Source organism: Paludisphaera borealis (assembly GCF_001956985.1).
Taxonomy (GTDB): domain Bacteria; phylum Planctomycetota; class Planctomycetia; order Isosphaerales; family Isosphaeraceae; genus Paludisphaera; species Paludisphaera borealis.
This window is the reverse complement of the sequence record NZ_CP019082.1, coordinates 6,271,002-6,293,993: the sequence shown is the minus strand read 5'-3', so window position 1 is coordinate 6,293,993 and position 22,992 is coordinate 6,271,002. Positions and strand designations below refer to the sequence as shown.

Annotated in this window: 18 protein-coding genes; 10 read left to right on the top strand and 8 right to left on the bottom strand. The window is 65.9% G+C overall.

The window, feature by feature from the left end; all coding sequences use genetic code 11:
- Window positions 1–6: 6 nt before the first annotated feature.
- The 3 genes from BSF38_RS24320 to BSF38_RS24310 all read right to left on the bottom strand — a co-directional run bounded on the left by BSF38_RS24320 (window position 7) and on the right by BSF38_RS24310 (window position 2,679).
- Entirely contained in the window at window positions 7–822 is an 816-nt protein-coding gene (locus BSF38_RS24320) for a hypothetical protein (protein ID WP_076349676.1), read from the bottom strand.
- A 167-nt stretch (window positions 823–989) separates the two neighbouring features.
- Complete coding sequence (locus BSF38_RS24315) at window positions 990–1,466, bottom strand: hypothetical protein (RefSeq protein WP_145952304.1); 477 nt, start codon at window positions 1,464–1,466, stop codon at window positions 990–992.
- Between the two features lie 103 nt (window positions 1,467–1,569).
- Window positions 1,570–2,679, bottom strand: coding sequence for a PfkB family carbohydrate kinase (locus tag BSF38_RS24310; protein ID WP_076349674.1), 1,110 nt, complete (start codon window positions 2,677–2,679; stop codon window positions 1,570–1,572).
- A gap of 210 nt (window positions 2,680–2,889) precedes the next feature.
- Between BSF38_RS24310 and BSF38_RS24305 the strand changes: the two genes are divergently transcribed.
- On the top strand, window positions 2,890–3,702 hold the full coding sequence (locus tag BSF38_RS24305) for an MBL fold metallo-hydrolase (RefSeq protein ID WP_083714017.1): 813 nt from the start codon (window positions 2,890–2,892) through the stop codon (window positions 3,700–3,702).
- Window positions 3,703–3,833: 131 nt separating this feature from the next.
- Here the strand turns inward: BSF38_RS24305 and BSF38_RS24300 are convergent, their stop codons facing one another.
- Both BSF38_RS24300 and BSF38_RS24295 read right to left on the bottom strand, forming a co-directional pair.
- Window positions 3,834–4,328, bottom strand: a complete 495-nt coding sequence (locus tag BSF38_RS24300) for a PEP-CTERM sorting domain-containing protein (RefSeq protein ID WP_076349673.1) — start codon at window positions 4,326–4,328, stop codon at window positions 3,834–3,836.
- 434 nt (window positions 4,329–4,762) lie between these two features.
- Window positions 4,763–5,068 carry a Rieske (2Fe-2S) protein gene (locus BSF38_RS24295; protein ID WP_076349672.1) on the bottom strand — a complete coding sequence of 102 codons (306 nt, stop codon included), beginning with the start codon at window positions 5,066–5,068 and terminating at the stop codon, window positions 4,763–4,765.
- Window positions 5,069–5,213: 145 nt separating this feature from the next.
- On the opposite strand from BSF38_RS24295, the gene BSF38_RS24290 reads away from it, so the two are divergent.
- From BSF38_RS24290 to BSF38_RS24265, 7 genes are read left to right on the top strand one after another with little or no spacing between them, the layout of a single operon-like run.
- Window positions 5,214–6,167, top strand: coding sequence for an NHL repeat-containing protein (locus BSF38_RS24290; RefSeq protein WP_076349671.1), 954 nt, complete (start codon window positions 5,214–5,216; stop codon window positions 6,165–6,167).
- 24 nt (window positions 6,168–6,191) lie between these two features.
- A complete protein-coding gene (locus BSF38_RS24285) occupies window positions 6,192–9,317 on the top strand; it encodes a glutamine amidotransferase (protein ID WP_076349670.1) in 3,126 nt (1,041 codons plus the stop codon).
- A gap of 49 nt (window positions 9,318–9,366) precedes the next feature.
- Window positions 9,367–10,395 (top strand): AAA family ATPase, encoded by a 1,029-nt coding sequence (locus tag BSF38_RS24280; RefSeq protein WP_076349669.1) that lies wholly within the window; start codon window positions 9,367–9,369, stop codon window positions 10,393–10,395.
- A 31-nt stretch (window positions 10,396–10,426) separates the two neighbouring features.
- Complete coding sequence (locus BSF38_RS24275) at window positions 10,427–10,795, top strand: hypothetical protein (protein WP_076349668.1); 369 nt, start codon at window positions 10,427–10,429, stop codon at window positions 10,793–10,795.
- 23 nt (window positions 10,796–10,818) lie between these two features.
- Window positions 10,819–11,763 carry a DUF58 domain-containing protein gene (locus tag BSF38_RS24270; RefSeq protein WP_083713397.1) on the top strand — a complete coding sequence of 315 codons (945 nt, stop codon included), beginning with the start codon at window positions 10,819–10,821 and terminating at the stop codon, window positions 11,761–11,763.
- Window positions 11,764–11,795: 32 nt separating this feature from the next.
- Window positions 11,796–11,933 carry a hypothetical protein gene (locus BSF38_RS31515; protein WP_168189449.1) on the top strand — a complete coding sequence of 46 codons (138 nt, stop codon included), beginning with the start codon at window positions 11,796–11,798 and terminating at the stop codon, window positions 11,931–11,933.
- A 24-nt stretch (window positions 11,934–11,957) separates the two neighbouring features.
- The gene (locus BSF38_RS24265; protein WP_076349667.1) at window positions 11,958–14,051 is read left to right on the top strand and encodes a VWA domain-containing protein; all 2,094 of its coding nucleotides are present in this window, start codon (window positions 11,958–11,960) and stop codon (window positions 14,049–14,051) included.
- Between the two features lie 136 nt (window positions 14,052–14,187).
- Here the strand turns inward: BSF38_RS24265 and BSF38_RS24260 are convergent, their stop codons facing one another.
- The gene (locus tag BSF38_RS24260) at window positions 14,188–15,957 is read right to left on the bottom strand and encodes a response regulator (protein WP_076349666.1); all 1,770 of its coding nucleotides are present in this window, start codon (window positions 15,955–15,957) and stop codon (window positions 14,188–14,190) included.
- A gap of 221 nt (window positions 15,958–16,178) precedes the next feature.
- Between BSF38_RS24260 and BSF38_RS24255 the strand changes: the two genes are divergently transcribed.
- Window positions 16,179–16,742: a hydrolase gene (locus BSF38_RS24255; protein WP_076351408.1), complete on the top strand. Its 564-nt coding sequence runs from the start codon at window positions 16,179–16,181 to the stop codon at window positions 16,740–16,742.
- Here the strand turns inward: BSF38_RS24255 and BSF38_RS24250 are convergent.
- Window positions 16,731–18,575, bottom strand: coding sequence for an RNA polymerase sigma factor (locus BSF38_RS24250; RefSeq protein ID WP_076349665.1), 1,845 nt, complete (start codon window positions 18,573–18,575; stop codon window positions 16,731–16,733). The genes BSF38_RS24255 and BSF38_RS24250 overlap by 12 nt on opposite strands.
- 344 nt (window positions 18,576–18,919) lie before the next feature.
- Window positions 18,920–20,929, bottom strand: a complete 2,010-nt coding sequence (locus BSF38_RS32475; RefSeq protein WP_076349664.1) for an RNA polymerase sigma factor — start codon at window positions 20,927–20,929, stop codon at window positions 18,920–18,922.
- A 377-nt stretch (window positions 20,930–21,306) separates the two neighbouring features.
- On the opposite strand from BSF38_RS32475, the gene BSF38_RS24240 reads away from it, so the two are divergent.
- The gene (locus BSF38_RS24240; protein WP_237170592.1) at window positions 21,307–22,944 is read left to right on the top strand and encodes a hypothetical protein; all 1,638 of its coding nucleotides are present in this window, start codon (window positions 21,307–21,309) and stop codon (window positions 22,942–22,944) included.
- Window positions 22,945–22,992: the final 48 nt, after the last annotated feature.

Here is a 22,992-nt window from a genome sequence, read left to right as displayed (position 1 = left end):
CGGCTGTCAAAGTCGGGTGCGCGGCCGTTTCGGCGGAGTCGAGGGACGTAGATCCTTGGAATCGGGCTGCGACTCGGGCTTCGGAACGGCATCAATCTTGGGGGGGCCGTCGGGATTCTCGGGCATCTCTTCAATGATCGTGGGCTTTCGCAGACGAGGGCCCCCTTCCGCGTCCATCTCGCCCGGCGCGCCCGATAGCTCGCGAAGGTCCTCGACCACGTCCTGGATTTCGTGGACGTCGCGATGGAGATGGCTCAGTTCGGTCCACACCTTGTCGAGCGGGTCGTCCGCACCTTCCTTGTCGGTGAGGATCAGGAGGTTGTCTTCGGGGATGATCCGGAAGGTCAATTGTTGCTGGTCGAGGAGCAGCTTCAAACCGGTCTTGAGCCGGACCCCTTTCAGCTCCAATTCGACGGTGTCGTCGGGCTTGATTTCGAGCCGTTCGAGGGCGGCGAGATCGAGGACCACCGGCCCGCCGAGGTCGGCGGTCAGTCGCCGCGAAACCTCGCTGAGCGTCGTGGGCTTGCCGAACACAAACGTGTACGGCCGGTGGAGCGCCTCTTGCAACGAAACCTTCGATGTGGCTGTCGGAGGCTCGGGCCTCGACTCGATCTCACTCGGGGCGTCGGCGGCCGGTCTCGCTATCTCGACACCCTGGGGGGCGACGTCAGGGGACGGACTCGCCTTGGTCGTGTCTTGCTGGCGAATGGGGGTTGCCGTGACTTTTATGACATTCCTCTGCGCATGCAGAGGGACCTGGGTCGACCCGATCAGGCCGAGGATCAGGCCGACGAAGACGTAAAGCAGGTTCCTGCGACTCATGGGACGATCCTTCGGGACGGTACGTTGCGAAACGCCTGGCGCTCTTGGCAAGCGACACGGGCGAGCCTCGCCGTCGAGCCTGGATTGTAACCCGCGACGAGAAAACAGGCCAGCACGGTCAAGAGCGGAGGAGCTGAGCATCTGGACGAGGAATCCACTCCCGCCGCTTAGCCGTCGAGCCAGCGATCCCAGAGCGGGTTCGCCAGGTCGGCCGGTCGCACGCGTGCGCGGCTCGCGAAGGCCGACCGGACGCGCGTCAGCAAGCGGCTGACGACGGTCAGCGGCTTTTCCGCCGAAGCCTTTCCGACGGTCGCGACTTTCCCGGCCGCTCGGTCGTCCCGCGGCCGGATCGTCTCCGGGAGCCGCTGCCGGGCGCGCGGAGGGCCGAGCAGACCCAGTCGCCTCGACCGACGCTCAGCCTCGACCCAGCGGCGAAACTCGCGAAACGCGAGGGCCAACGGATCGTCGGGCCGGAAGCCGCCGTCGGCCTCGCGGAGCTTCGCCAGGAGGTCGCGGGCGAACGAGTCGGGGTCGCCGCCGCCTGTCGCCTCTGACGGCCGGAGCGTTTCCAGCACGCCCGATCCGAGGGTCGATTTCAGCCACAAACGCATCGGGCCGCGGCCCATCGGCCGATCTGTCGGCATCGGGATTCCCCCTGACGACGACCCATGGATGGAAGAGACGATGACGTCTCGATCCTATCTCGAAACCGTCCGGAGGTCCAACGCCGAATCACCAGGAAGGACTTCAGTCGACGCATCCTCGGGCCGTCGCGGCGTCGATCTCGGCTTCCGTCGGAAATCCGAAGTCGGTGCGATCGAGAACCAGGGCCGACGCCGCCGCTGCGCGACGCATGGCCGTCGCGATCGTGCGGTCGTCGATCACGCCGGATGCGGAGTCCCAACCGAGTTCGCACAAGGAGGCTACGAGGCAGGCCGCGAACGCCTCGCCGGCGCGGTTGGTGTCACGCGGGGGTCTAGCGCGCGGGAAAGCCGGCTCGCGGATCGTCCGCGAATCTCCTTGAGGGTTGGTGTATCGCGCCGAGCTTCCCGACGGGCCGTCGGTGACGACCAGGATCGAGAGTCGGGCGGCGACCTCCTCGCGATCGTCGAGCGCCTCCCACTCGCGGCGGTTGCAACAGAGGACGTCGACCGCGCCGGCCATTTCGGAGACCGGCGGCGCACGATCGACCATGTTCCGCATGGCCGGAGCGAACAGCCGGAACCGCGCGCCGGGCGCCCGCAGCGCCACGGAAGCCAGCCGGTTGGGCAAGCCGGCGACGACGCGGACGTCGCAAGGCTCGGCGAGGGTCGATTTCAAGGCGTCGGCGTCGAGGGCGGCGTGGCAGCCTCGAAAACCGATCGCCAGCTTGTCGCCGTGTTCGCCGCTGGATACCAACAGCGTCCAGTCGGCCGGCTGATCGGCGACTCTCACGCAGCGATGCGAGACGCCGTGGCTTTCCAGAAGCGCCGTGATTTCCCGGCTCGTCGGGTCGGTTTCGGAGCCGAGCACGCTGACGAGCGTGCCGCCGAGGGCCGCCGCGAAGCCCGCGCCCATGCCTCCCAGGTCGTCGCGCCAGTTTACCGCCCTCAGCTTGCGGACGCCTTGAGGCGTCTTGACGAGCGGTTGTTCCAGATCGACGAAGCCGAGCGGCCCCGGCCAGTCGTCGGGGACGGCGATGGAAAGGGACGTGCCCAGCGGGTCGATGATGTCGAGCCGGTCCCCCGCGCCGAACCTCGGGCGGCCGTCGACGCTCTGGTCAAGAGGGGGGCCGACGTCGGGATCGAGCAAGGGGCGGTCGACGCGCAGGACGCGGTCGAGATAGGCGGGTCCGAAGACCTGGACGCGGCCGATCATGGCGACTCTCCCCCCCTACCCGTCCGGCTCCGCCCCGACGGCGAAAGCCTCGGTATTCAGGCCGTTGGTTTCTTGAGTATAGTAGATGAAGAACGCCTTCCTCGAATTCATGTGTCGTGCTTTGGGAGAACTGGGTTGACGGTGGAAATCGAATCGGATTCGGACGTGGAGTCGCTCGACCACCCCGTGGACAATGCGCCCGTGCGCTCGATGGTGCACCACGGCCTGACGGTCGAGGGCTATTCGCGAGCCGCCGTGCAAACCTACTGGCGGGTGCCCGAGCTGAAGATCGGTTTCGATCTGGGGGCCCAGCCCTGGTCGTTCATGACGACGCCCAACTGGTTCGTCTCGCACACGCACCTCGACCATATCGCCGCACTCCCCGTGCTGGTCGCCCGCCGGCGGATGATGAAGATGGAGCCGCCGACGATCTACCTGCCGGCCGATGCGGTCGACGGCGTGAACCAGTTGCTCCGCGCCTATCAGCGGCTCGACCGGGGTCGGATGAACGTCAACCTGGTCGGCATCGAACCGGGCGTCGAGATCCAGCTCTCGCGCGAGCTGGTCGTCCAGACGTTTCCGACCCGGCACACGATCCCGTCGATGGGCTTCCTGGTCTGGGAGCGCCGTAGGAAGCTCAAGCCCGAGTACCACGACCTGACCGGCGACCAGATTCGCGACATCCGGCTCTCGGGCGTCGAGGTCTCGGCCGAGATCCGGCTTCCGAAGGTCGCGTACATGGGCGACACCGCCCCCGCCGGCCTCGACGACTTCCCCGAGATCTACCGCGCGCAGATCCTGATCCTGGAGATGACCTTCGTCGCGCCCGGCGAGCGCGCGTCGGTGATCCACAAGTTCGGCCACACCCACCTCGACGACCTCATCGCGCGGGCCGACCGGTTCGAGAACGAGGTGATCATCGCCTCGCACTTCAGCACGAGACTGCACCCCGACCAGATCCAGCGGATCGTCGACCGCCGCCTGCCCGATTCACTGCGGGGCAGGATGAAGATCTGGTTGTAAGCGATCGATGTGAAGGGATGTGAAGATGAAGACGGTCGGGGCGGTTCCACCGCCGCGACGCGTCGTGGACGTTCTGGTCGGTCCGGTCGTCGCGCCGATTTCTCCAGTCGGCGGGACGAAGGCGTCAAGCATCAGGCCTGGGCGGCCTTCGCGCGGCGCTTGGTCCAATTACGAAGGCCCAGCAAACCGGACAAGCCCACGATCAACAGACTCATCGACTCCGGTTCGGGCACGGCGATCGGCACCGTGCTGAACAGCAGGCCGTCCAGGCTCGGGTTGACGTCGACCGTCGCGTCTCGGCCGGCCAGGGTGATCGCCCAGGTTCCCGATACGAAGCTGATCGGCGCGGTCGCCGACACGAAGCTGAACGTCACGATGCCGCCAGCCACCAACGGATTGTTGAAGGCCAGGTGAACGGTGTCGGTGCCGATGACGCCGGTCACGCCCGCGGGCGTGAGGAGCTGCACGTCGGTGATCGGGCCGCCCACGCCCGACCAGGTCGTGTCCAGACCGTTCGCGGGCAAACTGGTGTTGTCCGCGATCGTCACGGTGGTGATGTACGACGCCTGCGTCGGTGCGGCCAGCGCGAACGTGGCGATCACACTCGCGGCCAGCGCCAGGAACATGATTCGTCTCTGCACAGCGATTCTCCGATTTCCTTGGTGAACTTGAACCCGTACGAGGCTTCATCGCGTCGGTCCCATCGGCTGCCTGCCGACGGACCGTCGGTCGAGCTGTCGCCGTCATGGCGAAGCCCGATCGGGGGAGGCCGGCCCGTGTGGCTTTGTTAAGCCGTAGATATCGTGGTGTCGGCCCGCGCGGTTGTCAACCTAGTTTGGCTAAACTTACTATTATTTTTACATGAGGATTCCGTGATCCTCAACAATCGCGTCTGCATCCGCACATGTATCGTCTCGCGATGCGTCTCGTCGTAGTTCGGTTGATTGGATGCGGAGTCGTCCGGAGGCGGGCCGCGGCGGTTCGTCCCGCAATCGAGATTGCGTTGACGACGTCCACCCGGCTCAGTCGGAGTGGTGATGCAGCGCGGCTACCTGGCCGATCAAACCCGCGCCCAAACCGCCCGGTCGTCGATCCTCGAAGGATACCGGTGCACGTCGTTACCGCGGAGGGTCGTGCAGCGGCCGTCGCGGAGGCGGAACCGCCAACGGTGGAGCGGGCAGAGGAGCTCGCCCTCCTCGATCCAGCCCGAGCCGAGCGAGCCGCCGGCGTGCGGGCAGAGGTCGGAGATCACGACGATGGAGTCGCCGTCGCGGATCACCGCCACGCGCGCGCCGGCGACTTCGATCGTCCGCGCGCGGCCGTCGGGGACTTCGTCGATCCGGCACAAATAAACCCATTCGGGCATCGATCGGGCTTCCGGGAGAATCGAACCGACTCTTTGAGAATGCCGGGACCTAGGACTTGCGTCCGAGGCTCGGGTCTCAGTAGATTCTACTGGGGGCGCAAGGCGTCTCCCAGGGGCGGACCGATGTTGGGGAAGGAAATCGGGCGTGACGTGGAACCGGCGTGAATCACTTCCGGCTCGCTTACAGGCCGGGGCGGCTTCGGCGCTCTGCGTGATTCTGCTGGCGACGGCTTCCGGTTGCGGCGCCCGGGGGTCGGCGACGCCGGATCTGGTCTGGGGGGTTCACGGGACGAAGGACGGCTGGATCCACAAGCCTCGGGTCGCGGCGTTCGACGGCGCCGATCATCTGTACCTCGCCGACCTGACCGATCGAATCCAGGTCTTCGACCGCGACGGCGGTTTTTTGCGAGGCTGGCGGACGCCCGATTTCAACGTCGACGGGCCGAGCGGCTTGACGGTCGATCGCGAGGGGCGGCTGCTGGTGGCCGACACCCATTTTTACCGGGTTCTGGTCTATGGGGCGTCGGGCGACCTGCTGTTCCAGATCGGCGACGGCGTGCAGGGGACGACTCCGGGGCGGTTCGGCTATCCGACTGACGTGGTGATTGACAAGGCGGGCAATTTCTACGTTTCGGAATACGGCGAGAACGACCGGATTCAGGTGTTCTCGCCCGAGGGGAAGTGGCTGCGGCAGTGGGGAGGCCACGGCTACGAGCCCGGCGAGTTCCTTAGGCCCCGGGCGATGGCGATCGACGAGAACGATCACATCTATGTGGCCGATAGCTGCAACCACCGGATTCAGGTTTTCGACGTCGAGGGCCGGCTGCTGCGGATGTGGGGAACGCGCGGGATGAAGCTCGGCGAGATGAGCTATCCTTACGATCTGGCGCTGGGGCCGGGAAATATTCTTTACGTGTGCGAGTACGGCAACAGCCGCGTCCAGAAGTTCACCCGCGACGGCGAACCGCTGGCGATCTGGGGAGGTTCCGGGCGCGGACCGGGGGAGCTGTACAACCCCTGGGCCCTGGCCGTCGATTCGCGAGGGGAAGTTTCGGTGGTCGACTCGAACAACCACCGCGTGCAACGATTCCGACTCTGACGCGGCTTCAGGGGTCTGACGAGGATGCTGGGAAACGTCTCGATCACGTTCGGGCAGCCCTGGTGGCTGATCTTGATCCCGCTTATCCTGCCCCCGCTGGTCTGGATGAGCTACGGCAGCCTGTCGGGCCTGGGCTCGTTCCGCCGCGCCCTGGCGATCGTGTTCCGCGCGGCGGTCGTCACCCTGATCGTGCTGGCCCTGGCCGAGATGCAGACCGTCCGCCGCTCGGACCGGCTGACGACCATGTTCCTGGTCGACGCCTCGCAGAGCGTGCCGCGCGACCAGCAGAAGGCGGCGCTCACGTACGTGACCGAGGCCTCGAAGAAGCGTCGGAAGGACGACCTGGCCGGGGTGATCGTCTTCGGCAAGAGCCCGCGCGTCGAGATCCCTCCCGCGCCCAGCGAGCTGAACTTGATGGGCGTCGAGAGCACCATCGACGCCGAGAACACCGACCTGGCCGCCGCCCTGAAGCTCGCCCTGGCGACGTTCCCCGAAGACACGGCGCGGCGGATCGTGATCCTCTCCGACGGCAACGAGAATCGCGGCAACCTGCTCGAACAGGTGCTCGTCGCCAAGTCGCTCGGCGTGCAGGTCGACGTCCTGCCGATCAGCTACTACTACGACCGCGAGGTCCTGGTCGAGAAGGTGTCGATTCCGCCCGACGTCAAGAAGGGTGAGACGGTCAACATCAACGTCGTGATCCGGGCCAGCGAGCCGACCTCGGGGACGCTCCAGATCTTCCAGAAGGCCGACGGCTACCGCGCGCCGGCGGCCGGCAACGAGAAGCCCTCGCCGATCGAGCTTCAGCGTGGGCTCAACGTGTTGACGCTCAAGCAGTTGATCACCGAGCCCAATTTTTACACGTTCACCGCCGAGTTCATCCCCGACAAGGACAGCGGCGACCGCCGGTCGATCAACAACGTGGCCGAAGGGTTCACGCACGCCCGGGGCAAGGCCCAGGTGCTCTTGATCGAGGGGACCGCCGGCGAGCACGTCGAACTGGTCAAGGCGCTCCGGGAGAAGGAGATCGAGGTCAGGACCCTCACCGCTCCCCGGATCGATGGCACGGGAGGGGTCGGCGGCGACCCACTGCCGACCGACGTCGCGCAGCTTCAACCCTACGACTGTGTGATCCTGGCGAACGTCCCCAAGGAGGCGTTCACCGAGAGCCAGACTCAGCTTCTGGCCTCCAACTGCCACGACATGGGCGCCGGCCTCATCATGCTGGGAGGCCGCGACAGCTTCGGCGCCGGGGGCTGGATGAACACCCCCGTCGAGAAGGCGCTGCCGGTCGACATGCAGATCAAAGCCTTGAAGATTCAAGGCCTGGGGGCGATGGTCCTGATCATGCACGCCAGCGAGATCCCCGAAGGCAACTTCTGGCAGAAGGTCGTGGCCAAGGCGGCGATCAACGCGCTTTCGAGCTACGACTACGCCGGCATGCTCCACTGGGAAGGCGAAGAAGCGTGGCTGTTCTCGCTTCGAACGATCGGAAGCGGCCGCCCCTCGATGCTCCGGGCGATCGACCGGATGACGCCTGGCGACATGCCCGATTTCGACCCGTCGCTGGTCAAGGCCATGACCGGCCTGAACGCGGTCCGCGACGCGATGACCAAGCACATCGTGATCATCAGCGACGGCGACCCGACGCCCCCGACCCCGCGCGTCATCAACCAGCTCGCCCAGAGCAAGATCACGGTGACGGCCGTCCTCACCGCGGCGCACGGCAACGACCTGGGCGCCATGTCGGTGATGCAGAACCTCGCTCGCCGAACCAAGGGCCGATTCTACAACGTCACCAACCCCAGCGCCCTGCCCCGCATCTATCAGAAGGAAGCGCGGACGATCTCGCGACCGCTGATCTTCGAGCAGGAGAAGCCCTGGGCGCCCCGGCTTCAAAGCCCGATCACCGAGCCCGTCATGGGCTTGTCCGACGACTTGCCGGGGATCACCGGCCTGGTGCTGACGACCCTCAAGGAGAACGAGCTGGTCGAGATGCCGATCGTCTCGCCGCTCCCCACCGGCCAGGTGAACCCGGTGCTGGCCCACTGGACCTACGGCCTAGGGCGGTCGCTCGCGTTCACGTCCGACGCCGGCCGGCGTTGGGCCAAGGCCTGGCCCGACTGGCAGAACTACGCCGCGTTCTGGTCGCAGGTCGTGCGGTGGACGATGCGACCGGCCCAGCAGGGCAACGTCGCCATGACCGTCCGCCGCGAGGAGGGACGCATCAAGGTCGTCGTCGACGCGCTCGACAAGGACGACCAGTTCTTGAACTTCCTCCGCATCCAGGGGAACGTGGTCGACCCCGACCTCAAGGCGGCTCCGCTTGAGCTGACCCAGTCGGCCCCCGGACGCTACGAGGCGACCATCGAGAACGCCGACGCCCGCGGCAACTATTTCGTCAACCTTGGGTATCGCGGGGCCGACGGCAACCAGGGGGTGATCTCCAGCGGCGTCTCGGTCCCTTACTCCGACGAGTACCGCGAGCTGCGGTCGAATCCGGCCCCCCTCGAAACCGCCGCCAGTCTGACCGACGGACAGGAAGCGTCGTGGCAATACACCCCCGACGGCCAGCTCGACCTGCGGCGGACCGTCGCCGGCGCCAACCACTTCCGGCGCGATCCCGGGCTGATCAATCCCCGAGCCTTCGCCGCGCTCTGGCCCACGTTGCTCTGGCTGGCGGGCTGCCTGTTCCTGGGCGACGTCGCCGTGCGGCGGATCGCCTTCGACGTCGACCGCATCCGGCACGACCTGGCCAACCGCTGGCGGAGCCTGCGTGGCCAAGAGCCCCAGATGGCCAGCACTTACATGGACCAGCTCAAGTCGCGCAAGGCCGAGGTCGGCGAGCAGCTCGACCGCTCCCGCGCGGCCACTCGCTTCGATCCGACCGCCGTTCCCGGCGACGAACCGCGGACCGCCCCGATCGGCGAGCCGTTGCTCGAAGGGACCGCCCCGCAAGACCGCTCGAAACCGGCCCGGCCCGCCCCCGGAGCCGGCGGCGCCGGACTCGCGCCCGAGTCGGCCAAGGCCGATGAGGCCGGTTACACCAACCGCCTCCTCAAGGCCAAGCAGCGCGTCTGGGAAGATCGCGAAAAGGACAAGCCCAAGGAAAAAGATAAGCCCAAACCCGACCCCGGCGCGGGCTCTTAGCAACTCACGATTCAAGATAAGCGAACACGACACGAAAGGAACCTCGGCGATGGCTGGAGAACCGTCTGCGACGATGGAGGAGCGGACCGAGGAGTTTCGGAACCGCTACAATCAGGTGAAGGCCGAGATCGCCAAGGTGATCGTGGGTCATGACGAGATCGTCCACGGCGTCTTGACCTGTCTGTTCGTCGGCGGGCACGCCTTGCTCGAAGGAGTGCCGGGGCTCGGTAAGACGCTGCTTGTCCGTACGCTGGCCGACGCCCTGTCGCTCGACTTCAACCGCATCCAGTTCACGCCCGACCTGATGCCGGCCGACATCCTCGGCACCAACATCGTGATGGAGGCGCCCGACGGCCAGCGGATGTTCCAGTTCCAGCGCGGGCCGATCTTCTCGCAGATCGTCCTGGCCGACGAGATCAACCGGGCGACCCCAAAAACGCAGTCGGCCCTGCTCGAAGCGATGCAGGAGCACTCGGTCACGGTGGGCGGGACGATCCACCGACTCAAGGAACCGTTCTTCGTGATGGCGACGCAGAACCCGATCGAGCAGGAAGGGACGTACCCGCTCCCCGAGGCGCAGCTCGACCGGTTCCTGTTCAAGCTGGTCGTCGGCTACTCGACGCGCGACGAGCTGAGCACGATTCTCGACCGGACGACGCGGGGCGAGCGTCCCAAAGCCGAGAAGGTGATGGACGGCGAAACCATGCTCCGGTTTCAGGATCTGGTCCGCGACGTGATCATCGCGCCGCACGTCCAGGACTACGCGATCCGGCTTGCCCTGGCGACCCACCCCGAGGGCCCGTTCGCCGCGGCGGCGACGAACCAGTACGTGCGATGGGGGAGCAGCCCGCGCGGGGTCCAGACGCTGGTTCTGGCGGCGAAGGTGCGAGCTTTGCTCGACGGACGGTACAATGTCTCGTTCGAGGATCTTCGCCGCGTTTATCTGCCGTCGTTGCGACACCGGGTGTTGCTCAACTTCGAGGCCCAGGCCGAAGGGATCGATCCGGACGACGTCCTGTTGAAGGTGCTCGATTCCGTCTCCGAGAAATCCGAGGAACGCGCCTCCGCCGTGGCTTGACGGAGGCTCGACGATCACAGGCTCGCTCATCATGCACGACATCTACGATCCGCCGCCGGTCCCCGAGATCGACTGGAAGCGTCCCAGGCCCGAACCGTTGATCTTTTCGAAGAACGACGTGATCTGCCTGGTCTCGCTGTGCGGCCTGCTGCTCGCCGTGTCGGTCTTCGCCTGGCGGTCTGAGCCGCTGCTGGCCTTGGTCGCGGCCGGCGCGGGGGCCCTGGTGGTCCTCGAAAGCTGGTTCACGGCCTTGGCCTATTTGCACCGCTGCCCGCCGCTGGGCCTGAAAGCCCGGTGGACGATCTTCCTGGCCGCCCTGGTCCCCTGGATTCTGGGCGTGAGCGCGGCCGTCGCGTTCATTTACGGCCTCTTCTGGGTGTCGGACCACTACTGGACCTGATACAGACGAATTCGAGTTATCCCATGCCTGGCGCCCATCCGATTCCGACCGCCTCGACCGACCCGGCCCCGCCGGCGTCCCGGTCGGGCTCCGCGCCGTTGCTGGACCCCGACTTCATGCACAAGCTCGAACAGCTTGAGCTGGTCAGCCGCAAGATCATCTCGGGGCGGATGAAGGGTGAGCGCAAGAGCAAGAAGCGGGGCTCGTCGGTCGAGTTCGCCGAGCATCGCCAGTATTCGGCGGGCGACGACCTGAGGCATATCGACTGGAACGTCTACGCCCGGCTCGACCGGCTGTTCCTCAAGCTGTTCCTCGAAGAGGAAGACCTGCAAGTCCACACGCTGCTCGACACCAGCCTGTCGATGAGCTTCGGGACGCCGTCGAAACTTCACTACGGCAAGCAGGTGGCCGCGGCGCTGGCGTTCGTCGGTCTAGTCAATCACGACCGTGTCATCATGGAGACGTTCGCGAACAAGCTCGACCAGGGGATTCCCGGCGTGCGCGGGCGTTCGCAGATGTGGCGGGTGATACAGTACCTCGAACGGCTCCAGCCGACCGGCGAGAGCAACCTGACGTCGGCCGCCCGCGACTTCGCCATCCGCCACGGCGGCAAGGGAGTCGTCGTGGTGATCTCCGATTTCCTCGACAAGAACGGCTATGAAGACGCCCTCCGCTACCTCCTCGCCCGCAACATGGACGTCTACGTCATCCATGTTTTGAGCCAGGAGGAAGTCGAGCCCGAGCTGGTGGGCGACCTCCGGCTGGTCGACTGCGAGGACGACGACGTCGCCGAGATCACGATGAGCGCGCCGTTGCTCAAGCGGTATAAGGACAATCTCAACGCCTTCGTCGGCGGGCTCAAGGAATGGTGCACCCGGCGCGGGATCACGTACATTTTTACGACCAATCAATATCCTTTTGACAAGCTGATCCTCAATTACCTTCGCGAGCGTGGCCTGGTCAAGTAAGCGAAGACGGATCGTCGTTCGAGGTTTTTCTCATGGATCGCTTCTGGATCACCAGTCCGGCCGTGTTTTACGGGATCGGCGGACTTCTCGTCGCCTACGTGTTGTACATGATGGTCGTGAGGCGGAAAGGCGAACGGTCGGACCTCGCGGGTCGCGGACCCGAACTCTGACCCGAACGCCGGAGGACTCGGACGATGCCTTGGGACTTCGTAAAGTCGCTCGAGTTCAGTTCGCCGCTGGGGCCCCTGCGGTGGCTCGCGCTCGCCGCCGTCCCGCTCGGGATCGTCGCGCTCTACTTCCTCAAGCTCCGGCGACGCCCGGTGCAGGTGGCCAGTACGCTGCTCTGGCGGAAAAGCCTCGAAGACCTGCATGTCAACAGCCTGTTTCAGCGGCTCCGACGCAACTTGCTGCTGTTCCTTCAACTGCTGATCATCGCCCTCGCGATGCTGGCGCTCGCCGGCCCCCGGATGAAGGGGACCGGCGGCCAGGCGCAACGGTACGTCCTGATGATCGACGATTCGGCCAGCATGTCGGCGACCGACGTGGCGCCGAGCCGGCTGGAGAAGGCCCGCGAGGAGGCGCGCAAGATCGTCCGCAACATGGGCGGCGACGATCTGGCGATGGTCGTTTCGTTCGCCGATTCGGCCCGGGTGGTCTCGAACTACACGAGTGACAAGAGGTTGCTGCTCAGTCGGATCGACGCGATTCAGCCGACCCAGTCGTCGACGTCGCTGCGCGAGGCGCTTCAGGTCGCCTCGGGCCTGGCGAACCCGTCGAAGCAGTTCGGCGAGGGGGTCGTCGCGACGGCCCAGATCACGCCCAAGCTGTTCATCTACACCGACGGCGGCTTCCCGGACGTCGAGGGCTTCAGCCTCGGCAACCTGGAACCCGAGGTCGTCGTGATCGGTCCTCCTCCCCCGCCTTACGTCCGCCCCGGCGAAGGTTCGAGCCCGGCCGACGCCCGCAACCCGTCCGACAACGTCGCGATCGTCGCCCTTCAGGGCCGGACGAGCGACGACAAGCCCGACGTCTACCAGCTTTTCGGGCGGGTTCATAACTTTCGACCCGAGCCGGTGAAGACCGAGGCTCAGCTCTTTCGCCATCAAACCGACAAGCCCGGCGATGAGGGCTCGCTGGTCGACGCCGTCGCGCTTGAGATCCCCGCGCGGACCGACCAGTCGTTCAAGTTCGACATCCCCGAGACCCAGCTCGCCGCATTCGAGGTCCGGCTGCCGATCGACGACGCGCTGGCCGTCGACAACCGAGCCTTCGCCGTCGTGGGCAACGCCCGCAAGGCGCAGGTGCTGGCGGTCTCGGCCGGCGACCGGTACTTGGTCGACGCCTTCAACACCCCCACGGCCGTCGACCAGGCCGACGTGCTCGTCGTCACGCCCGACGAGGCCAAGGGGGAGGCGGTCGCTCGGGACATCAAAGGGGGACGCTACGACCTCGTGATTTACGACGGATGGCGTCCTGAGACGCCCCCCGAGGCCAACGCCTTGTATTTCGGCGTCTTCCCGCCGGGCGCGGCGTACGACAAGGCCAGGGACGTCGAGAACCCGGTGATCCTCGACTGGAACATCAGTCACCCCCTGATGCAGTACATCCGCGACCTGGCGCTTGTCTACGTCGCCAAGGCCCGCATCGTCGAGCCCCCTTCCGGGGCGACCACGCTGATTGAGAGCAACCTCGGCCCGCTCGCCTTCGCGGTCCCGCGCGAGGGGTTCACCGACACCGTGGTGACGTTCCCGCTGCTCGACGGGCCGAACCCGAATACGACGTGGTTCCGGTACATCAGCTTCCCGCTCTTCCTGTTCAACGGCGTCGAGGCGATGGGCAACGTCCGGGGCGGCGATGGCGAACTGACGACGAGCCCCGGCAAGCCCATCGCCCTCCGCGCCGAGACGGCCGAGAAGACGATCCAGGTCACGTCGGCCGACGGCTCGAAGACCGAGACGGTCGAGCGCAACCCCCAGGGGACGTTCGTGTACAACGAGGCCGCGACCACCGGCTTCTACCAGGCGCGCTGGGGGAAGGACGGTCTGCTGCCGTTCGCGGTGAACCTCTTCGACTTCCGCGAAAGCGACCTCGCCCCGCGCGGGCTGGTCCCCGCCGGAGCGCCGGAGGGCCAGGTCGAGTCGTACAAGATCAAGATCGGCTACAGCCCCGTGGCCGGCGTCCAGACGCTCCCCGTCACGAAACTCGACTGGTGGAAATACCTCGCCGCCGCCGGCCTGGCCGTGCTCCTGATCGAGTGGTATATCTATAACAAACGCGTCTATATCTAAAAGTACAAGCCCGAATCGCCGGCGAGTGCATGGATTCGAATGGCCGACTGGAAACGCACTCGCTGGCGCTTCGGGCTTGTACTCGGACCCTGCCGACCGCGAGCCCATTTTCATGAGGCCGGAAATCCCGGCAGCGTCAGCTCGCCGGCGGGGGGTCTTCGGCCGGCGTCGGAACGGGATCGGGATGGGGCGACTTGGGTTTCTCGCCGTCCCGGCCGGGCTGGGCGGTGTTGATGTGCAGGGCTTGCTCGACGGCTTCCATCAGGCGGTCGGACCGGAAGGGTTTGTACAGTACGGTCTGCAAGCCTTCCTGGCGGGCCTTGACGATCGAGTGGGTGGGGTCGTAGCCGAAGCCGGTCATGAGGATGACGGGGGTGCCGGGCTGGGTCTCGCGGAGTCGGCGGAAGATCTCGTAGCCGTCGAGGTCGGGCAGGCGGATGTCGGCGAGGGCGGCGGAGTACGAGTTCTGGCGCATCAGAGCGAGCGCCTCGTGGGCGTCGCGCGCGGTCTCGACGTCGGCGCCTTGCATGCCCAGGAGCTGGTGGGCCGACCGGCGGATGGCCTCGTCGGCGTCGACGACCAGAATCCGCGCGCCGGCGAGCTTCGCCGCGGGGGCCTTGACGACCCGGCTCGGCGGCGGCGCGATGCTCGTGCCGACCTTGTGGATGATGCCCCGGATCTCCCGGGCGCGGTACAGCAGGTGACGCAGCCGCGCGATGATGTCTTCGTCGTGCCCGGCATAGCGGTCGAGGATCGTGGCGGCGTCGGTGATGATGTCGTCCAGCGGCATCGCGACCTCGCGGCTGATCGCCTGCACCGAGGCGTTCGCGGTGCTCGCCTTCTCGGCCTGGAGCAGTTCGAGGGTGTTGAGGGCCGAGGCGACATTGCGGCCGTAGATCTCCAGGAACTGGCGGTCGCGGTCGTCGAACGCGTCGGCCTGCGGGCTCTCGACGTTCAGCGTGCCGATCACGTTGCCGTGGTAGATCAGCGGCACGGTGAGCGAGCTGCGGGCGCCCTCGGCCCCTTCGATGTAGATCGGGTCCTTGGTCGTGTCGGGACAGAGGTAGCTCTGCCCGGTGGCGGCCACGAAGCCGGTGACCCCCTGCCCGTGCTTGCGGGCCAACAGCTCGCGGTTGGCGGCGAGCGGGGTCATCCCCTCGGTCAAGAGCGGGATCAGCTTGCCGGTCTCCCGGTGGAGCAGGCGGATCTCCATGAAGTCGAGACCCATCAGGTCCTTCATGTGCCGCGCGATGTTGAGCTTCAGCAGGTCGGTCCGCTCGTCGACCCCCATCTCCGAGAGTTCCTCGGGCGTGAGGTCGGCAAGCTCGTCGCCCGCCTTGGCGATGGCGTTGACCTTGAGCTGCTGCTGGGTCTCGTCGGTGATCTCGCGGGTGAGCGCGATCAGGTGGGTGAGCACGTGCTGAGCGTCGAACACCGGCGTGACCGTCACGCGGAGATACCGATTGTTGCGGATCTTCAGCAGCGTGCTCGACGGCGACTTCGAGGCGACGGACGTCGTGAACGGACAGGGCTCGGGGCCGAGGATCTCCGACTCGTCGAGCGCCTGGAAGAACCGATTGCCGATGACCTGTGTCTCGGCGCTGGTCAGCGACAAGAATTCGGGGTTCGCCCAGATGATCCTCAGGTCCGGGTCGACGACCGCCACGCCGTCGGCGATCGCGTCGAGGATCTCCTCGGCCTGGATGATCATCCCCACCCATCGTACGGCCGAAAGCTGGGCCGAGTCGACGTAAACCCCCTCGAACCGCGAGTCGCGGAGCATCGAGAGCGCCTTGGAGATCGATTGGACGGTCGTGACCTCGAACGCGTCGCCGAGGGTTTCGAGAATCGCCTTGCCCCTCGACGCGTCCCGCTCGATGACAAGAACTCGGGGCTTTTCGGCCACGTGGGTAACCCAGTCCAGGCTAAACGAATTCGGATCGAGCACGACAGGCAGGGGGAGCCGCGAAAGTCCGGGTCGACGGCATTCCAAAAAACATCGTAGTCCGCCGATCTCCCGCCGGCAAGGAGCAGCCCTTATAATAGGGACGACGGATGGAGACGACGGCCCAGATTTTGCAGGGCGAACCGCCCGGAACGGGCCGACCCGAATGGAGGAAAAGAACGATGCGCGCAACCCAACGACTGACCGCGCCCCGAGGCGCGTTGCTGGTGATCGACGTCCAGGAAAAGCTGATCGCGGCGATTCCCGACCGTGAACGCCTCGTGGCCAACGCCGTCCGGCTGATCCACGGGGCGAAGCTGCTGAACATCCCGGCGTCAGCCACCGAGCAGTACCCCAAGGGCCTCGGCGCCACGATCCCGGCGATCGCCGAATTGATCCCGGACCGACCGTCGAAGCTCGCGTTCCAGTGCTGCGCAGTGCCCCAGATCCTCGAACAGCTTTACGGCCGCCACATCCGCCACATCACCCTTGCGGGCATCGAGGCGCACGTCTGCGTCGCCCAGACGGCTCTGGAACTGCTCGATCTCGGCTTCCGCGTCCAGATCCCTGCCGACGCCGTCGCCTCCCGGAGCAGCTCCGACCAGAAGTTCGCGCTGCGCCGCCTCGAAAACGCCGGCGCGACCATCTCCACCACCGAAGCCGTCCTCTTCGAATGGTGCGAGACCGCCGACCGCCCCGAATTCAAGGCGATCAGCGGCCTGATCAAGTCGGGATCAGCGGGCTGAGGGCGGCGGCGGAGCAACGATCGGCACCCCTGGAGCGGGCTGATCGAAAGCTGGACCGTCCAGGCTGCCAAGCTCCTTGAAGTGGCTCTTGGCCCAGTCCAGGATGCGTTGGGCCTGCTTCAGGCGAGTTCGGAGCAGGCCCTCCTGCAATTTGCACCTTTCCAGTTCCTTTTTCTTGACGAACAACTCGAAAGACGCGACTCGCAGCCCCATTTCGGCATCGGCTAACGCGGGCTTGAAGGTGGAGTGTTGCTTGGCAAGTGCTTGATATCGTTCAACAGCGAGTCTCGCATCCTGCTGACGGCTTTGCGCTTCCAGGACCTCCGCTCCCACGCTGGGCGACTCGATCGTCTCGACGAACTCCAGTTCCCCCGTCAGTTGATCCTCTATTCCCTTGAGACGAGCGATCAGCACGCGGGATTCTTCCAGGGGGGCGAAATTCTCCAACTGAGAAAGCTGCCCCCTCTCAAAAAGCGCCTTCGTGAGAGTATGGCGATTGAGTGCGTTCATCAGGCGAGCCTCGATCTCTCGGAGTCCGCCGTCGGTTGGGTCCTTGAAAGTCGGTGACGGATTCCTTCTCTCATCGTCGGACCTGGGATTTAAAGGGAACGCCGGGGACGGCTCGGCTCCGCGAGCGCGGACGCGAGGCCTGGGCGAGGCGGGCGGCGGGGCCTCGGTGCCCGCCGGCTCGACCGGCGGCGCGGCCGCGGCCGGCGACTGAGGCGCGGCGGGAGTCATCATCCGCTCAAACCGCTCCATGAGCCGATCCATCTTGCGGTCCATCTCAGCGAGTCGCGCTTCCACGTCAACAACTTGGGGCCGCGTCTGCGGCTGAGCACCCGGTAACGTCTGTGCGGGCGCCGGTTTCGCCTCGGCCGGTTTCGATTCCTGGACGGGGTTGGGATCGCCTTCTAGTTTGGACGGCGGGGTCACCGCCCAGGCGCCCATGCCGGCCGTCGCGGCGAGGAGGCCGAGGGCGGTCGTCCCGAGTCCAATCCATTTCAACTGGGAGATCAGCATCGCAGTGAGAACTCCTTGAGCAAGGGCCGTCGCCGGCCATGTGGTGGAGATGGACGTGACCGAAGCCGCCCCGCCGGTGCCCCGCGCCGCGATGCCGACGAACCGGCCAGCGACCTCCGAGGTCGCTTGAACGAGTGAGGCAGGAACCGTGGTGGAGAGCGTTTCGACAAGGAGATCCGGCCGCGACAACGCGAGGCTCGCAGGTGCATCGAGTCCGAGTCGCGAGAGCCGGCGAGCGAGGATTGCGCGGGCTTTGGCCATGCGGCTGCGGACTGTGCCGACCGGCCAGCCCAGCTCGGCGGCGGCCTGCTCGTGCGTCCGACCTTCGAGATAACAGAGAATCATCGGAGCACGATACTTCTCCGGCAGCCGGCTCAGCTCGGCGTCGAGCGTCTCCACCGAGTCGTCGGGCGGATTCGTGGTCCGCGCGGGGGCCTGGAGAATCGCGTCGGTCTGGACTTCGCGCGCCCGACGCTTCAACAGGTTGGACCGGGACCGCACCGCGACGCGGTACGCCACGCCATACAGCCAGCTTGAAAGCGACGACTTGTCGCGCAGTCCGGGCCCTTTTCGGACGAGGATCAAGAACGTCGCCTGAAACGCGTCCTCGACGTCGCGCGGATCGCGGAGGTAGCGGCGGCAGAGCGACAACACCATCGGTCCGTGCCGCTCGACGAGCGTCTCGAAAGCCGCCTCGTCGCGCTCGCCGAGATAGCGGTCGAGCAAGTACGCATCGCCTCGCGCCGGCCTGACGCCGTCTCGCAGCAGGCGTTCCAGATCCCTTCCGATCGTCGTCTGTCGCGTCCGAATCATGTCTGGCGGCTCCTCGTGCTCGACCCCACTTCGAGGTTACTGCACCAAGGCGGCCGCCCAATCTGGATTTTGGAAAGATCTCGGCGAATCGTCATGCCCCAGCTTGGGGTTCCCGACCTCATGAGAATGGGAACTGGGTCGTGCCGCGAACGGCCTCTCAATACGAGCCCGAAGCGCAAGCGAGGGAGTGTTTTCAAGTCTCCGAGGCCATCCCCTCGCTGGCGCTTCGGGCTGCCATGAAAATAGCCTTGGGACGAACCAGTGCATGCCCTCGCGCGACTATTTTCATGGCAATCTATGAAGGTAACCCAGACGGGTTAGGCGAACTTGAGGTGCCTCAACGTTCAGATCTTAAGCTCCTTGAAATGCTCCTCGGCCCATTCGATCAGTCGGCGGACATTCTTTTGTCGAGACTTGTTCATCTCGAACTCGCGCGATCTCGTACGATGTTCGTTCTCCAGCCGATCCGTGGCTTGATTCAGTCGATGAATCTTTTCCTCGATTCTACCCTTTGATCTCGCGCCCTCGACCTCGTTCATACTCCTCAATAGTTTCTCGACCTCTAGCCTGCCTTCCGCGGTCGATTGTTCCAGATTCTTCATGTACTGCTCATCGAACTCGAACTCGTCCTCGAGCTCTCTGAGCTGCGCCACGAGGATTCGGGCGAGTTCGGTTGGAACGATGGAATCGGCCTCGGAAATGACGCGTTGCGCCCTCAGCTCGTCGTTGCGCTGCTGTCGCTTATGCAGGTTCTGAAGAAGCGCCTCGATTTCACGAACGCCGCCGCGCTCGCGTCTTGCAAGCACGAGATCGACCATCGTTCTCGACGTCCCGATCCCCCCGGTGTTCGTGTCGGCCAGAGCCATTGGCGAGAATGGTCGGACCTCGACGCTAGCAGGTAATGGGGCCGTCTCGGGGTACGGCGAGGGTTGAGCCGGCGATGGCGGCAGGACGGGCAGACTCGCGGTCGATGCGAGCGGGTCGACCGCGGCCGGGGGCGGAACGGTCCGGGGCGGCGACGCCACGGCGATCGGCGTTTCCGAGGTGGTGTTAAGAGGACTCGGGGCCGACTCGGCCGGCGGCTCGCCGGGGGGGAGTGGGGGCGAGGGAGGCTCCGGGACCTCGACCGGGGGAGCCTCGGCACGGGGCGGCGCGTCCGGGTGGGGCGCGTCCTCGGGAATGCCTGGCGGTGCATCAGGGCGTGAGGGAGCCTCGCCGGGAGGAGAAGCGGGTTCGGGGGGCGGCAGGGCCCGGGCCGGGGGATGTAATGCGCGGGGCGGCTCGGGGCTGTCCTGCTCAGCTTCGAACGGACCCGGGAGCCTGCCGGCGGTGGTCAAGGAACGCTCTTCCATGCGGTGAAGCAGCTCCATCAGCCGATCGATCTTCTGCTCCATCTCCGCGAGCCGGGCCTGCACGTCGTCGTTCGGTCTAGGCTGAGGCCGAGGAATCGGCCGGGGAGACGGCGTCGGTACCGGTGTCGGCTTCGCCGCCTGAGTGGGCCTGCTGGGAACGTCTTCGAGGCTGGCCGGCGTGTTGACCGCCAGGGCGCCCATGCCGACCGACGCGGCGAGGAGGCCGACGGCCGTCGTTCCGACTCCGATCCATTTCAATTGAGAGATCAGCATCGCAGCGAGAACTCCTTGAGCAAGGGCCGTCGCCGGCCACGTGGTGGAGATGGACGTCAGCGAGGGAAGGACCGTGGAGGTGAGGAAGAATTCCGGCCGCAAAACCGCCAGGCAGGCCGAGGCGTCCAGTCCGCGACGGGTCAATCGCGTCTCCAGAATCGAGCGGGCTTTGGCCATCCGGCTGCGGACCGTGCCGACCGGCCAGCCCAGCTCGGCGGCGGCCTGCTCGTGCGTCCGACCTTCGAGGTAACAGAGAATCAGCGGCGCGCGGTACTTCTCCGGAAGCCGGCTCAGCTCGGCGTCGAGGGTTTCGAGCGAGTCGTCGGGCGGCTGCGCGAGCGGTGCAAGGGCTTGCGGCAGGCCGTCCGGCTCGCCCTCGCGGGCACGTCGCTTCATCACGTCAGCCCGCGCCCGCGCCGCGACGCGATAAGCCACGCCGTACAGCCAGCTTGAAAGCGAAGCCGCGTCACGCAGGCTCGATCCCTTGCGGACGAGGATCAAGAACGTCGCCTGGAAGGCGTCCTCGACGTCGCGCGGATCGCGAAGGTAGCGGCGACAGAGCGACACGACCATGGGCCCGTGCCGCTCGACGAGGGTCTCGAAGGCCGACTCGTCGTGGTCGACGAGGTAGCGGTCGAGCAGCCGCGCATCGCTGAGCGCCGGCCGAATTCCGTCGCGGAGCAGACGCTCCAGCTCCCTGCCGACCGAGGTTTGTTGTGACCGAATCATGGCGGACTGCTCCCTGTTCTCGACCCCTTTCCAGAGATTACTGCACCAAGACCGCCTCCCAATCTGGATTTCTGGAAGTTCGAGCGTGAATTTCTATTGGACCATCGATTACAAACCATCATGACGCCGTGGCGCCCCCCGGCCTCATGCAAAATGGGGATCGCGCCCGCCGGGGGGCCTCCGAATACGAGCCCGAAGCGCCAGCGAGTGAATCTCCCGGACCTCGTCGCGCGCGGCGGCGGCCGTCATTTCAAAACAATTCACTCGCTTGCGCTTCGGGCTTGTATTTGAGGCTCGCGACGGCGTAGACTGATCGGTACTACGTTCGTCGGAGCTTGTCTTCGAGGTCTTTTTCTACAAGAGCGCCGGGGGATGACATGGTCACGTTGCGAGAGCTGGAAAAGCCCGTGGCTCGGGTTTTCAGGCGGTTGCGGTTCCAGCGGTTCGTGACCGCCGGGGTCTGGTCGTGGACCGGGGCGCTCCTGGTCGTGGCGGTCGTTCTCGGGGTGTTCAAGGTCCTCAACCGCCCTCTGCCCTGCGCGGAATGGGTTCCGTTCGCCGTGGCGGCCGGGGTGGGGTTCGTGATCGCGGCCCTCGTCGCGGTTTTCAGCGGTCCGAGCCGGCTCGACGCGGCGGTGGCCGTCGACCGGGCGTACAAGCTCAACGAGCGGATCAGCACGGCGTTGACCCTGCCGGACGACCTCCGCGAATCGCCCGTGGGCCGGGCGCTGATCGCCGACGCGATCCGCAAGCTGGAGCAGGTCGACGTGACCTCGGCGTTCGGGCCAAGGCTGCCGCGCCGTGCGTGGGTCATGGCGATCCCGGCCGCGCTCGCAGTGGCGATTCTATTCGTCCCCTCCTGGGTCACTTCGACGGTCCAGGCCCGGACGACGGCGAAGCTCGACCCCGCGGCGATCGCCAAGAAGTCCGAGGCGTTGACCAAGAAGATCGCCAGCCAGCGCGAGAAGATCGACAAGGAGAAGTTCCCCGAGGCCGAGAAGCTGCTGGCCCAGATCGAGAAAAAGTCGGAAGAGCTGGGCAAGGCCCCGCCGTCTCAGAAGGACAAGCTCCTGGTCGAGATGAACAAGCTCAGCGACGCCCTCAAGGATCGCCAGAAACAGCTCGGCAGTCCCGAGCAGGTGAGCAAGCAGCTTCAGCAGCTCAAGGAGATGGGCGAAAAAGGCCCCGCCGACCAGCTCGCCAAGGAACTCGCCCGGGGCGACTTCAAGAAGGCCGCCGAGCAGATCAAAGAGTTGCAGGAGAAGATGAAGTCCGACAAGCTGACGCCCAACGAGAAGAAAGCCCTCAAGGAACAGCTTGGCGAGATGGCCAAGAAGCTCAACGACCTGGCCAATATGGACCAGCGCAAGAAGCAACTCGACGAAGCCCTCAAGAACGGCGGCCTGAGCAAGGAGCAGCACGAGCGCGAGTTGGAGAAGCTCAAGCAGCAGGCCAAGAACCTCAAGCAGCTTGAGCAGCTCGCCGGCAAGCTCGGCGAGGCTCAGAAGGCCCTGGAGAAAGGCGACGCGAAGAAGGCCGCCGAGGCGCTCGGGATGTCCGAAAAGCAAGTCGCCGACATGGCCAAGCAGCTTGAGGAGATGGAAGCCCTCGACGGCGCGATGGCCGACGTCATGGACGCCAAGGATGGGATGAACATGGACGCCATGAACCAGCTCGGCGACAGCATGGGCGGCATGGGCCCCGGCAGCGACCGACGCGGCAACAGCAACAACGGCGGCAGTCGCGGCCGGGGCGCCGGCGATCGCGCCGAGGCGGCCGACAAGACCTCGCTCTACACCACCAAGGTCCAGCAGCAGATCCGCAAGGGGAAGGCGATCTTCCAGGGCTTCACGGACCCCAGCAAGACCGTCAAGGGCGAGAGCAAGATCGACATCCAGGGGGAACTCGAAGCCGCCACCGGCTCGGCCGCCGACGCGCTCTCGAACCAGCGCATCCCCAAGAGCGTCGAGAAGCACATCCGCTCGTACTACGATCAACTCAACAAGGGCAAATAGAGCGATTCGCCGTCGCGCGGTGCGGCCTTGTATCCCGGGCCGATCCCC